The sequence below is a fragment of the Microbacterium halimionae genome (genome assembly GCF_011761265.1).
Classification (GTDB): Bacteria; Actinomycetota; Actinomycetes; order Actinomycetales; family Microbacteriaceae; genus Microbacterium; species Microbacterium halimionae.
The window spans coordinates 249,824-264,399 of sequence record NZ_JAAOZB010000002.1 but is presented as its reverse complement, the minus strand read 5'-3'; the positions used below and the strand labels follow the sequence as shown (position 1 = coordinate 264,399).

Sequence of the window (14,576 nt, the reverse complement as noted above, 5' to 3'; positions counted from 1 at the left end):
CTGACGCTCAGCGCGCAAGTCGCGTGCGTACGCGAGCTGCAACTGCCATCGCAAGTCCGATGACCGCGAGAGCAACAGACGCTGCAAGGACGAGCGCAAATGCTCCGTGCGAACCGCTCTGTTCTGCCCATACGCCCGCGATAGCCGCGCCAGCGGCTATTCCGATCACGACGCCGCTTGCCGCGAGCGTCATGGCGATCCCTGCTCGGCCGTTTACGACAACAGATCCGGTGACGGTGAAGATCGTAAGCAACAGCGGGCCCTGAAAAAGCCCCGCGAAAACTGCCGCCGCGAGCACAAACCCGAGTCCGGGCGCCAGCAACAACAGTGTCGCTCCCACGCTCATTCCGACACCAGCAATCCACCAGCGTGTCCAGAGCCCGATGCGCGCCGGGAGCCACACCATGGCGATTGTCGTGGCCGCAGAACCGACCGCCATCACCGCGTAGAGCAGCGCTCCGGCGTCCGGAATACCGATCTCTTCGGCAAACGCTGTGAGACCCGTCTGTGAAGCCCCAAAAAACATGCCCATCGCGAGCATTCCGGTGAAAGACACCGCAACGAGAAATCTGCGGCCCGCGGGGGCGGGGGCTGCGTCATCCGTCGGCGTGTCGTTCTGAAAATCACGACGCCGTGGAACGAGTCGGTGCGTGCGGTGCACAGCAAACTGCGTCACGAACACGACGACGAGAATTCCCGCGACGATCACTGCGGCCTGTGGCGCGAGTACGACCGCGAGAATTCCTACGATTGCGGGTCCGAAAATGTAGGCAAGCTCGTCGACAACGCCTTCAAAAGCAAATGCTGCGGGCAGATCATCATCTGCGACGGCCATCCACCGAGCGCGCGATAGCGCACCCACCTGCGGAAGCGTGAGCCCGGCAGCACCAGCGAGAGCGACCGTTGTCGGGTCGGGCCCCACCCCTGCGGTCATAACCAGCACGACAAGAAACGTGACGTGAAGCACGACGCCGCCAAGCAGAACGCCTCGCTGCCCCCAACGGTCAGCGAGGTAGCCGCTCGCGGGTGCACCAATTGCTTCACCGATCGCAGCCGCGGATGCCGCAAATCCGCCGATAGCGATCGATCCTGTGGCAGATGTCGCAAGGGTGAGGATGGCCAGCGGCACCATCGCCATCGGCAACCGACCAAATGTCGTCGCCGCGAGGTAAGCCCAACCGACTCGCTGAGGAAGTGCTTGGTAGCTCGTTAAGCCTCGTTGTTTGGATAACGGTGGCGTGGTGTCGTTTTCAGACATGACAGACCTATTTTCTGACGCGTCCCCCACCCGGATCACGCCTTGGCCCGTTCAATCGATCTGAAGCGACAGTACCAGCATGAGTATCCGTGTGAGAGTTCACACAGCGGTCACTTCTGAATGTCATGATGAGGGGATGATCCACGAGGCATTGGACACCGGTCTTGGTGACGCAGACGACGACGACTTCGATGGCGTCGACGAATCACGCGACTCAGAGCTGCCCGAGAACAGATATCTTGATCGCGAGCTGAGCTGGCTCGCGTTCAATCAGCGCGTTCTCGAGCTTGCCGAGGACCCTCATCTTCCGGCGCTCGAACGCGCCAATTTCCTCGCGATTTTCGGCAGCAACCTCGACGAATTCTTTATGGTGCGCGTCGCCGGACTCAAGCGGCGAATTGTCACCGGGCTTGCCGTGCCTACGAATGTGGGCCGTGCGCCCCAGGATGTTTTGGCCGATATTTCACAAGAGGCCCACACGCTTCAGATGCGCCACGCTGACGCGTGGCGAAACCTCGTGCGACCGGCACTCGCTGACGCAGGCATCGACGTTGTGCGCTGGGATGAGCTTTCGGATCCGGATCGTGCTCGTCTGTACGAATACTTTCAGACCCAGGTTTTTCCGGTTCTGATGCCGCTCGCCGTCGATCCGGCACACCCGTTCCCCTACATCTCTGGTCTGAGCCTCAACCTCGCCATCCGCATCCGTAATGCGAAGACAGGGCGGCAAGAGTTCGCGCGCTTGAAGGTGCCTCCGATGCTCCCCCGCTTCGTCGAGGTGCTGCGCGAGGGCGATCGGGTGAGGTATCTCCCCCTCGAAGATCTCATCTCCAACAACCTTGCGGACTTGTTCCCGGGAATGGAGATTCTCGACCACCACGCCTTCCGACTCACTCGGAACGAAGACATGGTGATCGAAGAAGACGAAACCGAAAACCTCATTCAGGCTCTCGAAGCCGAACTCATGCGCCGACGGTTCGGTCCTCCCATCCGGCTCGAGATCGCCGACGACATGGATGAGCTGACGCTCAAGCTACTTGTTGATGAGCTCGGCATCACGACGCAAGAGGTCTATCGACTTCCCGCACCGCTCGACCTGCGTGGACTATTTGACCTCGCACGCATCGAACGCCCGGATTTGCACTATGCAGCCCACGTTCCCACTACGGCGGCAGCGTTTCAGCCTGGCGACAACAACGAGCGGGTAGATTTCTTCACCGCTATCCGCAAGGCAGATGTGCTCGTGCACCATCCCTACGAGTCGTTCGCAACAAGCGTGCAGGCGTTCCTCGAGCAGGCGGCGAAAGATCCGCACGTGCTTGCCATCAAGCAGACGCTCTATCGCACCTCGGGCGATAGCCCTATCGTGCAAGCGCTCATCGATGCTGCTGAGGCTGGCAAGCAGGTACTAGCACTCGTTGAGGTGAAGGCGCGCTTCGACGAAGCGAACAACATCGTGTGGGCTCGCAAGCTTGAAAAAGCCGGCGTCCACGTTGTGTACGGCCTCGTGGGATTGAAAACTCACTGCAAGCTCGCACTCGTTATTCGCCAAGAAGACAACGTGCTGCGCCACTACAGCCACGTCGGAACCGGTAACTACAACCCGAAGACCAGCCGCATCTACGAAGACTTCGGCCTGTTTACGGTTGACAACCAGGTGGGCCGGGACCTCACTCGTCTTTTCAACGAGCTCAGTGGCTACGCGATCGAAAAGAAGTTCAAGCGGCTGCTCGTCGCCCCGCTGCACTTGCGAAAGGGTCTCGTTCGACTCATCGACAAAGAGCGAACGAACGCTCTCGCTGGGCGCCCATCTGGCATCCGTATCAAGGTGAACTCGATGGTTGATGAGCAGATCATCGATGCGCTCTACCGCGCAAGCCAAGCGGGCGTGCCAGTCGACGTGTGGGTGCGCGGTATTTGCAGCCTTCGCCCCGGTGTTGCGGGGATGAGCGAGAACATTACTGTGCGCAGCATCCTTGGTCGGTATCTGGAACACTCTCGACTTTTCTGCTTCGAGAACGATGGTGACCCGCAGGTCTATATCGGTAGCGCCGACATGATGCACCGAAACCTCGACCGCCGTGTCGAAGCTCTCGTGCGTATCGTCGAGCCGACGCAGATCGCGGATCTGGGGTCACTCTTCAGTGAGGCGCTCAGCGAAGAAACCAGCTCGTGGTGGCTCGGTTCCGACGGCAAGTGGACACGCCACAATACTGACGCCGAAGGTAAACCGCTCGAGGATCTCCAAGACAAAACGATGGCTGCGCTTCGACGCCAGCGTCGCGCACGGGCGCGAGCTATTCGATGACGGCTACGGCTGTATACGCCGCCGGGGGCGTCGTGTGGCGCCTTGTCGACGGCAAGCTACGGGTGCTTCTTGTGAGTCGAGAGCAGTACCGCGATCTTTCGTTGCCGAAGGGCAAAGTGGATCCTGGCGAGATGCTCGCGGAGACTGCCGTTCGAGAAATCCACGAGGAGACCGGCATCCGGACGTCTCTCGGGATTCCGGTGGGCGTCGCGACGTACCACCTGCCGAGTGGACGCAAGAAGATCGTGCACTACTGGGCAGCGCATGCCACCGATGAGGCAATCAGAGCTTCAGAGTTCTTACCGAACAAGGAGATTTCAGCGCTGACCTGGCTGAGCCCAAAGAAGGCTATCGCGCAGGTGAGCTACCCCGCTGATGTCGAGATTCTCGAGGAGTTTCTGAAATTCGTCAATGACGGCGTTTTGGAGACATTCCCGATCATCGCGCTTCGGCACGCGAAGGCGTTGCCACGTGATTCGTGGGCAGGAATCGACAGCGGTCGTCCACTGACGGCGCGCGGTGCGCGACAGGCAGAGTCGATTGTCGGGGCTCTGCGAGCTTTCGGCATCCGTCGTATCGTCTCAAGCGATGCCCGCCGATGCCTCGATACTGTGGCGCCGCTTGCCGCTTCTCTGGGGATCAAAGTTACGTCCACTGCCGAACTGAGCCAGGATGCGTGGGAAGCCGGTACCGCGGATCCTCGAAGCGTCATCAGCAAGCGAGTGCGATCTCGAAAAGCCGCTGTTCTCTGTAGCCACCGACCGGTCATGCCCGATGTGCTCAATGAAATCGCGATGACGACAGGTACTGTCGCTGGCTCATACATCGGTGCGGCGGCAGCGCTTGATCTCGCGGGGTTCTCGGTGGCTCATATTTCTGCCACGAACCCCGGTTCCGGAATCATCGCGATTGAGACTCACGTACCAAAGGGCTGACGTGCGCTCTGACGTTCGGGTGGCGTGGGGGCCGGCGCCCGAACGCCGCAGCCGTCGGGATGCCGCGTGGTTGCTGTTGGGCGGACTCATCGGCGATTCGGCCCGCATTTCGACGGGATGCGCTCGCTGTGGCGGTGATCATGGTCCGGTTCGTATTTCAGGGGCAGCGCTCTGCGCGAGCGTCTCTTACGCCGGCGGACTCGCGATCGTGGCGGTTGCGGACAGTCGCTCAGTGGCATCGCTCGGAATCGACGCCGAAGCTACCGACGATCCGATCCGCTCACGCGAAGGGTACGCGAGAGCGCTAGGCCGTGCGTCAGCGACGGTCACTGATTGGGTGCGCGTCGAAGCGGCCCTCAAAGCAGATGGTCGAGGGCTGCGTGTTGATCCGCGCAGCGTCGAGGTCACCGGCGACGCGGACGCGTGGACAGCGGTTGTCCCGGGATCCGGAGCATTTCAGGGTTGGGACTTTCCGGGCCCAGCGGGAATCGCAATTGGTATTGCAACGTATGAGCGTGCGACTCAGAACGGCGCGATTATTAGATCGACCTGTATCGCCGCGGGAAGCTCGGGAGTGACGGCTGGTCGATCCATGCGCTGAGGGTCGCGCCGCCGTGGCGCGGCGAGTAGCGAGCGATCAGCATCCGAAAGTCATCTGTGTCGACGAGCGCATGGCGGTTATCCGCGGCCCACTCGCGAAGCAGATCGAAAAATGCTGCGTCTCCCAGCAATGTGCGCAATGCATGCAGCGTGAGTGCGCCGCGTTTGTAGAGACGATCGTCGAACATCAGATCAGGCCCCGGGTCGGCGATGACGAGATCTTGCGGCTCGCCGCGCAGCTGACGGTAGTGCTCGCGCGCGCTCGCGTCTGCCGTTTGCCGACCGGATGCCTCGAGCCAAAGCCATTCCGCGTAGCACGCGAATCCTTCGTTGAGCCAGATATCGTGCCACTGCCCGATGCCGACACTGTTGCCGAACCACTGGTGCGCAAGCTCGTGCGCGACGAGACGCTCACTGTCGGGGGCCAGATGGTTTGACCCGAACACGGCCATGCCCTGCGACTCGAGCGGTATCTCCAGCGCGTCGGGGGTGACGACGAGCGTGCAGTGCTGCTGGGGGTATGGCCCGAAGGCATCCGCAAAAGCACTCAGCATCTGTGGCACGTCGGCAAAGGCTCGGGCCGCTGCAGCGCGCTGGGCTGGCGCCGTGTAGAGCTCGCCGGTAAGCCCACCCGGCACATCGAACGGCGAAGCGGTATAGGTACCGATCTGCAGCGCGAGCAGATACGTCGCTGTCGGAACATCGCTCCGGAATCGGGATACGACCATGCCACCCTTGCGAGCGACGTCTGCACGCACGCCGGTCGCGGCGACGGTGTATTCGGCGTCGACCGCGATACTCAGCGCGTACGTGGCGCGGTTATCAGGTCGGTCGTTACAGGGAAACCAGGTGGGTGCACCCACCGGTTGGCTGGCAACAAGCGCCCCGTTGTCGAGCTCTTCCCAACCGATCGTTCCCCAGCGCGAATGTCGCGGGCCGGGAGAACCCGCGTACTCGATCGCGACGGAGAATCGCTCGCCGGCCCGCAGCTCTCGATGAGCGCTGATCTGAAGCTTTCGTGCTCCTTGCGAAAACTTCGTGTGCTTTTCGCCGTCAAAACGCACCCGCGATGCGCGGAGCCCAATGAGATCAAGCGAAAACACGCGCGTCGGTTGCCGCACAACCGCTGAAAGCACAGCGGTGCCCTGTAACCGATTCGTTCGCACCCGGTAGGTCAGATCAAGATCGTAAGACTCCACATCGAACGCGAGATCGCCGCTTTGCGGCGCGTAGTCTTCGTGCTCGTCGTCGCTCATGAGGTCGTCGCTCATGAGGTGGATTGGTACGCGCGCGCTTTGACGGCACGCCATGGCCCGATCGGATTTCCACTCCAGCGCGACCCCACGGGCACGGTTTCTCCTCGCATAACGAGGGAAGCGGGGCCCACGGTCGCGTGGGCCCCGATGACAGCGGCAGGAAGGATCACGCTGTGAGGCCCGAGGGTTGCCCCCGGCGCGAGTTCAACGGTGTCCATGCTCATGATTCGATCATGGAAAAGGTGCGTCTGCACAACGCAGCCTCGATTGACGGTTGATCCATCACCCAAAGTCACGAGGTCTGGCTCCGGCAGCCAGTAGCTGTCGCACCAGACACCGCGGCCGATATTGGCCCCGAGCGCTCGCAGCCACACGGCCAACGCGGGGGTTCCGGCGGCGCTCCGAGCGAACCAGGGCGCCGCGACCATCTCAGTAAAGGTGTCGGCAACCTCGGTGCGCCAGACGAAGCTTGACCACAACGGATGAGAGCCCGCCCGGATCGGACCAACGATTGCCCACTTCGCCGCCGCCGAGATCGCCGCGGCAATGGCCCCCGCGATCAGCATGACGATGCCCGAAAGCGCGATCGCCCACCCGATCCCCCATGCGGTCACAAGAGCGGCGAAGGTGAAGAGCACGGCGAGCCCGAGGGCATACGTGACGATGACGGGCACGATGCGGCAGAGTTCCCACAGCGTCCGAGCTGCCCGGAGCGCGCCGGTTGGTTGATACGTGCGCGTCTGATCTCCGGTCGCTGACACGCGACGAAGGCGCACCGCCGGAGAGCCGAGCCATGATGACCCAGCCTTCGCTTTGAACGGCGCTGAAGAAAGCACCGCTACGAGACTGTCTTTCGGCACGCGGTGGCCGGGGGCGGCCATGCCGGAGTTACCGAGGAACGCGCGCTTGCCGATCCGCACGTGACCGATGCGCACCCAACCCCCACGCATTTCGTAGGTCGCGACCATCGTGTCGTCAGCGAGGAACGCGCCGTCATCGATGCGCGTCATCGACGGAAGCAGCAACACCGTGGATGCCTCAACATCGCGACCGACCGAGGCTCCGAGCATCCGGAGCCACACCGGGGTGAAAAGGCTCGAGTAGAGCGGGAACAGAATGACCCGCGATGCGTCGAGCAAGCGCTCGATAGACCAGGCTTGCCACCCGATTCGGCTGCGCACCGGGGTGATGCCCTCGCGGAGGCCGAGCGAAAGCACACGCACAAGCACCACAACGACTGCCGCAAAGACGAGACCCGTAAGAAGTGTTGCTGGCACGAGCCAGGTCGCTGCGGCGAGCGCGGCATCGGAAAGAGTGGCAGCGCCGCGCATCCCGAGCGCGAGTACCGCAGCGCCACACGCGAATGCGATCACCGGCAGCAGAGCGAGTCCCATGGCGGATGCGGCATATGCCCACAGCCAGCGGTGCGTCGCTGGCGCGTGCTGGTCGGGCCAGCCGCGCGAAGTGCCGCCCACTCGCACCGCGGGTGATCCCGCCCACGACTGGTCAGCTCGAACACGGCCGAAAACCGCAGAACCTGGCGCGATTTCGGCACGCTGGCCGATACGGGTACCCGGAGCAAGAGTGCTGCGTGCACCAACGGTCGCTTCAGCGCCGATCCGGACTTCGCCGATGCGCACGAGGTCGCCGTCGATCCAATACGCCGAGAGGTCAACCTCGGGTTCGATCGACGCACCATCTCCGATGCGGAGCATTCCCGTGATGGGCGGCAGAGTGTGCAGGTCGACGTTCCGGCCGATACGAGCGCCCAACGCACGAGCGTAGTAACTCACCCAGGGCGCGCCGGCGAGACCGACGGCGTCGATCTGGTCAGCGATCTGCTCGGCGAGCCACAACCGCAAGTGCACTCCCCCGCCGCGCGGATAGTCGCCGGGGGTGACCCCCCGCAACAGCAGTCGAGCGGAGCCCGCCGCAATCGCCATCTTGCCGAACGGCGTCGCGAACACCAGGAGGCCCACGACGAGCACGGGCCACGGCACCGTGGGCAACACGTCGAATCCGCCGAAGGGCTGAAGCACAGCTGAGGCCGTCAGCACGTACAACAACCAGCGGATGCCGGTGAGCACAAACAACGGGATGCCCAAAAGAGTTTGAAGCCACTGCATCCGTCTGGGCGTGGGGAGCGGTTCATGAAAGTGAGCGTCGTCATCGGAAACGAGCGGACCCAGCGCTTTTGCCATTGCGCCAAGCCGCGGTACGTCATAGATGTCGGCGACGGCAAACTCCGGCACACGCTGGCGGATCCGCGAAACGAGCTGCGCCGCGGCAAGTGACCCACCACCGAGATCGAAGAAGTCAGCTTTGGGCCCCGGCACGGGCACACCCAGCACGGCCTGCCACTGCTCGGCGAGCCAGGCTTCGCCCGGGGTGAGGCCAGCCACGGGGGTATCGATGCCCGGAAGCGGCCACGGCAGTGCTGCGCGATCGACTTTTCCCGATGTCCGCACCGGCAACTCATCGACGAGCGCGAGAAGCGGCACGATCGCGGCAGGAAGGCGCTCCGACAGCGTCATCCGTGCAGACGAGGCGTCGAATCCGGCAGCAGGGTTGTCGGCGACGAGGTATCCGACGAGCACCGAGACACCGGCATCCGTTGTGCGCACAGCCGCCGTCGCCGCAGCGACCCCCGGGAGGTCTTGCAGAGCAGATTCGACCTCGCCGAGCTCGATGCGTCGACCGCCCACCTTTACTTGATCGTCTGCGCGGCCTTGAAAAACGAGCCCCTCAGTGTCGTAGCGCACGAGGTCGCCGGAGCGATACGCGCGCTCCCAGCCGAGAGTAGGCATGGGCGCGTACTTCTCGGCATCTTTTGCGGGGTCGAGGTAGCGGGCAAGCCCCACCCCACCGATGATCAATTCGCCGGTCTCGCCCTCGTTGACCGGAAGGCCTTCGGTAGTGACGACAGCGAGGCTCCAACCGTCGAGAGGCAGGCCAATGCGCACTGGCACGCTGCCATCAAGAAGAGCAGCACACGCGACGACAGTTGCTTCGGTGGGGCCGTAGGTGTTCCACACCTCGCGCCCCTCTGAAACGAGCCGCGCGGCAAGTTCGGGTGGGCATGCTTCGCCACCGAAAATCAGCAGCCTTACGTTCTCAATTGCGTTCGAGGGCCACATCGCGGCCAGAGTCGGCACAGTTGATACTGCCGTGATCCCCTGGCGCAGCAGCCATGGCGCAAGGTCTTCGCCCGAACGAACCAGGGCACGTGGAGCCGGCACGAGGCACGCCCCGTTTCGCCATGCGAGCCACATCTCTTCACACGAAGCATCGAATGCGACAGACAGGCCAGCCAGCACACGGTCGCCGGCGGTGAGAGGCGCATCGCGCAAGAAAAGGCCCGCCTCCGCGTCGACAAAGGCCGCTGCTGAGCGGTGCGTCACAGCGACACCTTTGGGTACACCTGTTGAACCAGAGGTAAAAATGATCCACGCATCGTCGGTCGGCTCCGGCGGAGAAACAGTCACGATCGATTGCGTCGCTGGATGCGGTGCGTCTCCCGAAAACAGTGACTCCGCGTCTTCTACAGCGTCGCCGTCGGATGACACGTAGTCGCCCGAACCGACGATGATGCCCTTCACTGCTGCCTCACCAAAGACGAGGCGCGCGCGCTCATCGGGGTCATCGGCGTCTACGGGGACGTAGGCGGCGCCCGCCGCAAGAATGCCGAGGATCGAGATGTAGAGCTCTTTCGACCCCGAAGCCACACGAACGCCCACGCGGTCACCACGACGAACGCCCGCGTCGTAGAGGCGAGCAGCGGTGCGGCCAACGTGCGCCAGCAGCTCGCGATAGCTCAGCGCGCCGGAGCCATCATCGAGAGCGGATGCCTCCGGAAACTGCGCTGCAGTCTCATGGAGAACATCCATCAGCGTGCGGGCCTTGGGGGCGAGGGAGGCAGCATCCAGCACAGGCTGCGCCACGTCGGGAAGGTGAGGCATGTCAATCACACTATTTTCTGCATGAGCCCCAATCTGGCATACACAGGAGCCGTTCACCTCCCGTTCACCCCTGCAGCGCACTCTCGTAAGAGTTCGTGTCTACCGTCGGGGCGTGCCCTGCACCGGGTCACACCACCCTGATTTGTGAAGGATTCACAGTGAAGATCAACCGCATCGCCCAGGTGGGCGCCCTCGCCGCTGTCGCGGCTCTCGCTCTCGCCGGCTGCGCCTCAAACGAAGGCGGCGGCAGCGCCACCGATTCCGAAAGCGCATCAACGCTCTCGGGCACCCTCTCGGCAACGGGAGCCTCGTCGCAGACGGCCGCTCAGGAAGCTTGGGTCGCCGCGTTCCAGACGGCAAACCCCGACGTCACCATCAACTACGAGCCCACCGGTTCGGGAACGGGCCGCGAGAACTTCATCGCCGGCGCCAGCAACTTCATCGGTTCTGACCGTGCGTTCAACGACGAGGAGATCGCCGCTGGCGGTTTCGCTTCGTGTGCAGATGACGGTGCCGCTGGCATCGTTGAGCTCCCGCTCTACATCTCGCCGATCGCGATCATCTTCAACCTCGATGGCATCGACTCGCTCGACCTGGATGCCGCGACCGTCGCTGGCATCTTCGCCGGCACGATCACCAACTGGAACGATGCAGCGATCGCTGACCTCAACCCGGGTGTTGAGCTGCCCGACCTCGCGATCTCGCCCGTGCACCGCTCGGACGACTCGGGTACCACCGAGAACTTCACCGACTACCTCAACGTTGTCGCACCCGACGTGTGGACCTACGAGGCTGACGGCGAATGGCCCCTCGACTCCGGCGAGGCCGCACAGGGCACCTCCGGTGTCGTTGCTGCCGTGACCGGTGGTCAGGGAACGATCGGTTACGCCGATGCTTCGCAGGCCGGCGACCTCGGCACCGTTGCTATCGAGGTTGGTGGAGAGTTCGTCTCCTACTCGCCCGAGGCGGCTGCCGCGCTCGTTGACGCTTCGCCCGAGGTTGAAGGACGCAGCGACGGCGACATCGCTATCGAGCTTGACCGCACCACCGACGCAGCCGGCGTCTACCCGATCGCTCTCGTGAGCTACCTCATCGGTTGCGTCGAGTACGAAGACTCGAGCGTTGCTGACCTCGTGTCGCAGTACTTCTCGTACATCGCAAGCCCCGAGGGTCAGGATGCCGCAGCGTCGAACGCTGGTTCGGCTCCGATCTCCGACAGCCTGCGTACCGAGGTTGAGTCCGCGATCGCGCTGATCAAGTAATTTAGTCCCGCTGAATCCTTGCCCAGCTCGGGGCACTCGTTACACTCCGAGCTGGGCAGGTTCTGCAGGAGCCTCGGCGTTTTTCACACCGGGGCTCGTGCTGAGCCCGATCGGACTCCACACAAAGGAAGCTTGAATGGCGATGACTACGGCGAAGGACACCAAGCCGCGAAGTAAACCGAAGGCACCCCGGCGGCCTGGCGACCTTGTCTTTTCTGGCACCGCTGTTGCCGCCGGAATCACGATCCTGGTTGTTCTCGCCGCCGTTACCGTCTTTCTCGTCGCCGAGAGCATTCCTGCTTTCACGGGCGACCCCGAGGCCAACCCCATCCTCAAGGGCGAGTCGTTCTGGGCCTACGTCGGCCCGTTCGTCTTCGGTACCATCTGGGCGTCGATCCTCGCGCTGATCATCGCCGCACCCCTTGCCATCGGCATTGCGCTCTTCATCTCGCACTACGCGCCGCGCCGGATCGCGTCGTTCCTCGGCTACATCATCGACCTGCTTGCGGCTGTCCCCTCCGTGGTCTTCGGCCTCTGGGGCGGCGTTACTTTCGCGGGGCTCATCCAGCCGTTCTACGCGTGGCTGAATGAGTACCTCGGCTGGATCCCGCTGTTCGGCGGACAGGTGTCAGCCACAGGTCGCACAATTCTTACCGCTGCCCTCGTGCTGGCAATCATGGTGCTGCCGATCATGACCGCGATCTGCCGTGAGGTCTTCTTGCAAACCCCCAAGCTTCACGAAGAAGCAGCCCTCGCGCTCGGCGCGACCCGCTGGGAGATGATCCGCATGGCGGTGCTTCCCTTCGCTCGCGGTGGCATGGTGTCGGCCGCGATGCTGGCCCTCGGCCGCGCCCTGGGTGAAACCATGGCCGTCACAATGGTGCTCTCGGTATCCGGAGCCGTGACATTCGAACTCATCACAGCCACAAACCCGACGACGATCCCCGCGAACATCGCGCTGTCGTTCCCCGAGGCCTACGGCGACGGCGTCAGCGTCTTGATCGCGACCGGCCTCGTGCTCTTTGTACTCACGTTCGCGGTCAACGCTCTTGCCCGTTGGATTGTTAACCGCCGTTCCGAATTCTCGGGAGCAAACTGATGTCGACTGCTACAGCCACCGCTTCCCCAGTGAAGTCGGTGAACTCCCTCACGAGCGGCAAGCTGCCCAGGTCAGTACCGTGGACGGTTCTCGGCGCCTCATGGCTGATCACGTTCGCAGTCTTTGCGATTTTGAACGTCGGCCAGCCGATCAAGAACTTCAACATCACGGCCGCCGTGTTCCTCGGAACTTTGTTGTTCGTCATCGCCATTGGCGTGCTGTCGAGCATCGTTGAAGGCCGCCGTAAGGCCGCTGACAGGGTCGTCACCGCCGTCGTATCTGCAGCATTCATCGTGGCTCTCCTGCCGCTCATTTCGCTGCTGTACACGGTCGTCGTCGAGGGCGTACAACGCTTCGACGTCGAGTTCTTCAGCTCCAGCATGCGGAATATCGTGGGCGCCGGCGGCGGCGCGATCCACGCCATCTACGGCACGCTGCTCATTACGGCCGCAACAACTGTGATCTCGGTACCGATCGGCCTCATGACGTCGATCTATCTCGTCGAGTACTCCACCGGCAGCCGGCTTTCTCGGGCGATCACCTTCTTCGTCGATGTGATGACCGGCATCCCCTCGATCGTTGCCGGTCTGTTCGCCTACGCAGTCTTCGCGCTGTTCTTCGGACCTGGCATCTCAATGGGAATCATCGGAGCTATCGCGTTGAGCGTGCTCATGATTCCCGTTGTCGTGCGCTCATCTGAAGAGATGCTGCGCCTCGTTCCCAACGAGCTTCGTGAAGCCGCGTACGCGCTAGGCGTGCCGAAGTGGCTCACGATTCTCAAGGTCGTGATCCCCACCTCGATCGCGGGTATTACGACCGGCATCATGCTCGCCATCGCTCGTGTTATCGGTGAGACTGCCCCACTGCTTCTCACCGCCGGGTACACGCAGAGCCTTAACCTTGACCTCTTCCACGGCAACATGATGACCCTGCCGGTATACGTGTACAACCAGTACGCGAACCAGGGCACATCCCCCGACGAGTCCGTCGCCCGCGCATGGGCCGGCGCTCTCACCCTTATTCTCATCGTCATGGTGTTGAACTTGGCTGCGCGAATGGTCGCGAAGCTGTTCTCCCCCAAGACCGGCCGTCGCTGAACCGAAAGAAAGAGCCCCCGTGTCTAAGAGCATCGAAGTCAACGACCTCAACGTGTACTACGGCGATTTCCTCGCGGTAGAAGACGTGTCGCTGATGATTGAACCCCGATCCGTCACAGCATTCATCGGCCCGTCCGGCTGCGGCAAATCGACATTCCTCCGAACCCTCAACCGTATGCATGAGGTGATCCCCGGCGCCTATGTCGAAGGCGAAGTGCTGCTCGACGGTGACGACCTCTACGGCCCGGGTGTCGACCCGGTTGCCGTGCGCCGCGACGTAGGAATGGTCTTCCAGCGTCCGAACCCCTTCCCCACGATGTCGATTCGCGACAATGTGCTCGCGGGCGTGAAGCTCAACAACAAGCGCATCTCGAAGTCAGACGCTGATGAACTCGTGGAGAACTCGCTGAAGGGTGCGAACCTTTGGAACGAAGTGAAGGATCGCCTCGAGCGCCCGGGATCGGGACTCTCCGGTGGTCAGCAGCAGCGTCTGTGCATCGCACGCGCAATTGCAGTCTCCCCCGATGTGCTGCTGATGGACGAGCCCTGCTCGGCCCTTGACCCCATCTCGACCTACGCGATCGAAGAGCTGATCGGCGAGCTGAAGAACGACTACACGATCGTGATCGTCACTCACAACATGCAGCAGGCTTCGCGCGTGAGCGAGAAAACGGCATTCTTCAACATCGCCGGCACCGGCAAGCCCGGCAAGCTCATCGAGTACAACGACACGTCGGCGATCTTCACGACTCCCGCCGTACAGGCCACCGAAGACTACGTCTCGGGCCGCTTCGGATAAACC

10 protein-coding genes are annotated in these 14,576 nt (G+C 62.7%); 7 read left to right on the top strand and 3 right to left on the bottom strand.

What is annotated here, in order from left to right:
* Window positions 1-7: 7 nt before the first annotated feature.
* A complete protein-coding gene (locus tag FHS06_RS08995; protein WP_167048557.1) occupies window positions 8-1,258 on the bottom strand; it encodes an MFS transporter in 1,251 nt (416 codons plus the stop codon).
* Window positions 1,259-1,394: 136 nt separating this feature from the next.
* Here FHS06_RS08995 and FHS06_RS08990 point away from each other — a divergent pair, with 136 nt between their 5' ends.
* Genes FHS06_RS08990 through FHS06_RS08980 form a run of 3 tightly spaced genes read left to right on the top strand, consistent with a single transcriptional unit; the run spans window position 1,395 to window position 5,102 of the window.
* Window positions 1,395-3,566: an RNA degradosome polyphosphate kinase gene (locus FHS06_RS08990; RefSeq protein WP_167048555.1), complete on the top strand. Its 2,172-nt coding sequence runs from the start codon at window positions 1,395-1,397 to the stop codon at window positions 3,564-3,566.
* Window positions 3,563-4,501: an NUDIX hydrolase gene (locus FHS06_RS08985; RefSeq protein WP_167048553.1), complete on the top strand. Its 939-nt coding sequence runs from the start codon at window positions 3,563-3,565 to the stop codon at window positions 4,499-4,501. The genes FHS06_RS08990 and FHS06_RS08985 overlap by 4 nt, the downstream gene beginning before the upstream one ends.
* Before the next feature lies 1 nt (window position 4,502).
* A complete protein-coding gene (locus FHS06_RS08980; RefSeq protein ID WP_167048551.1) occupies window positions 4,503-5,102 on the top strand; it encodes a 4'-phosphopantetheinyl transferase family protein in 600 nt (199 codons plus the stop codon).
* Here FHS06_RS08980 and FHS06_RS08975 read toward each other — a convergent pair.
* Together FHS06_RS08975 and FHS06_RS08970 are read right to left on the bottom strand one after the other, a co-directional pair.
* Window positions 5,041-6,372, bottom strand: a complete 1,332-nt coding sequence (locus tag FHS06_RS08975; RefSeq protein ID WP_243845428.1) for a M1 family metallopeptidase — start codon at window positions 6,370-6,372, stop codon at window positions 5,041-5,043. The genes FHS06_RS08980 and FHS06_RS08975 overlap by 62 nt on opposite strands.
* Complete coding sequence (locus tag FHS06_RS08970) at window positions 6,369-10,316, bottom strand: Pls/PosA family non-ribosomal peptide synthetase (protein WP_167048549.1); 3,948 nt, start codon at window positions 10,314-10,316, stop codon at window positions 6,369-6,371. The genes FHS06_RS08975 and FHS06_RS08970 overlap by 4 nt, the downstream gene beginning before the upstream one ends.
* A 158-nt stretch (window positions 10,317-10,474) precedes the next feature.
* Between FHS06_RS08970 and FHS06_RS08965 the strand changes: the two genes are divergently transcribed.
* From FHS06_RS08965 to pstB, 4 genes are all read left to right on the top strand, one after another.
* Entirely contained in the window at window positions 10,475-11,578 is a 1,104-nt protein-coding gene (locus FHS06_RS08965) for a phosphate ABC transporter substrate-binding protein PstS (RefSeq protein ID WP_167048547.1), read from the top strand.
* A 142-nt stretch (window positions 11,579-11,720) separates the two neighbouring features.
* Window positions 11,721-12,677 (top strand): phosphate ABC transporter permease subunit PstC, encoded by a 957-nt coding sequence (gene pstC, locus FHS06_RS08960; RefSeq protein WP_165143403.1) that lies wholly within the window; start codon window positions 11,721-11,723, stop codon window positions 12,675-12,677.
* Window positions 12,677-13,774: a phosphate ABC transporter permease PstA gene (gene pstA / locus FHS06_RS08955; protein WP_167048545.1), complete on the top strand. Its 1,098-nt coding sequence runs from the start codon at window positions 12,677-12,679 to the stop codon at window positions 13,772-13,774. Before pstC ends, pstA begins: the two co-directional genes overlap by 1 nt.
* A 19-nt stretch (window positions 13,775-13,793) precedes the next feature.
* Entirely contained in the window at window positions 13,794-14,573 is a 780-nt protein-coding gene (gene pstB / locus FHS06_RS08950; protein ID WP_167048543.1) for a phosphate ABC transporter ATP-binding protein PstB, read from the top strand.
* The last annotated feature ends 3 nt before the right edge of the window (window positions 14,574-14,576 follow it).

Excerpts from the sequence above, each read along its gene's own strand:
- FHS06_RS08975 (WP_243845428.1), bottom strand. The coding sequence starts at position 6,372 with ATGAGCGACGACCTCATGAGCGACGACGAGCACGAAGACTACGCGCCG.
- FHS06_RS08970 (WP_167048549.1), bottom strand. The coding sequence starts at position 10,316 with ATGCCTCACCTTCCCGACGTGGCGCAGCCTGTGCTGGATGCTGCCTCC.
- pstC (WP_165143403.1), top strand. The coding sequence starts at position 11,721 with ATGACTACGGCGAAGGACACCAAGCCGCGAAGTAAACCGAAGGCACCC.
- FHS06_RS08995 (WP_167048557.1), bottom strand. The coding sequence starts at position 1,258 with ATGTCTGAAAACGACACCACGCCACCGTTATCCAAACAACGAGGCTTA.
- pstA (WP_167048545.1), top strand. The coding sequence starts at position 12,677 with ATGTCGACTGCTACAGCCACCGCTTCCCCAGTGAAGTCGGTGAACTCC.
- FHS06_RS08990 (WP_167048555.1), top strand. The coding sequence starts at position 1,395 with ATGATCCACGAGGCATTGGACACCGGTCTTGGTGACGCAGACGACGAC.
- FHS06_RS08985 (WP_167048553.1), top strand. The coding sequence starts at position 3,563 with ATGACGGCTACGGCTGTATACGCCGCCGGGGGCGTCGTGTGGCGCCTT.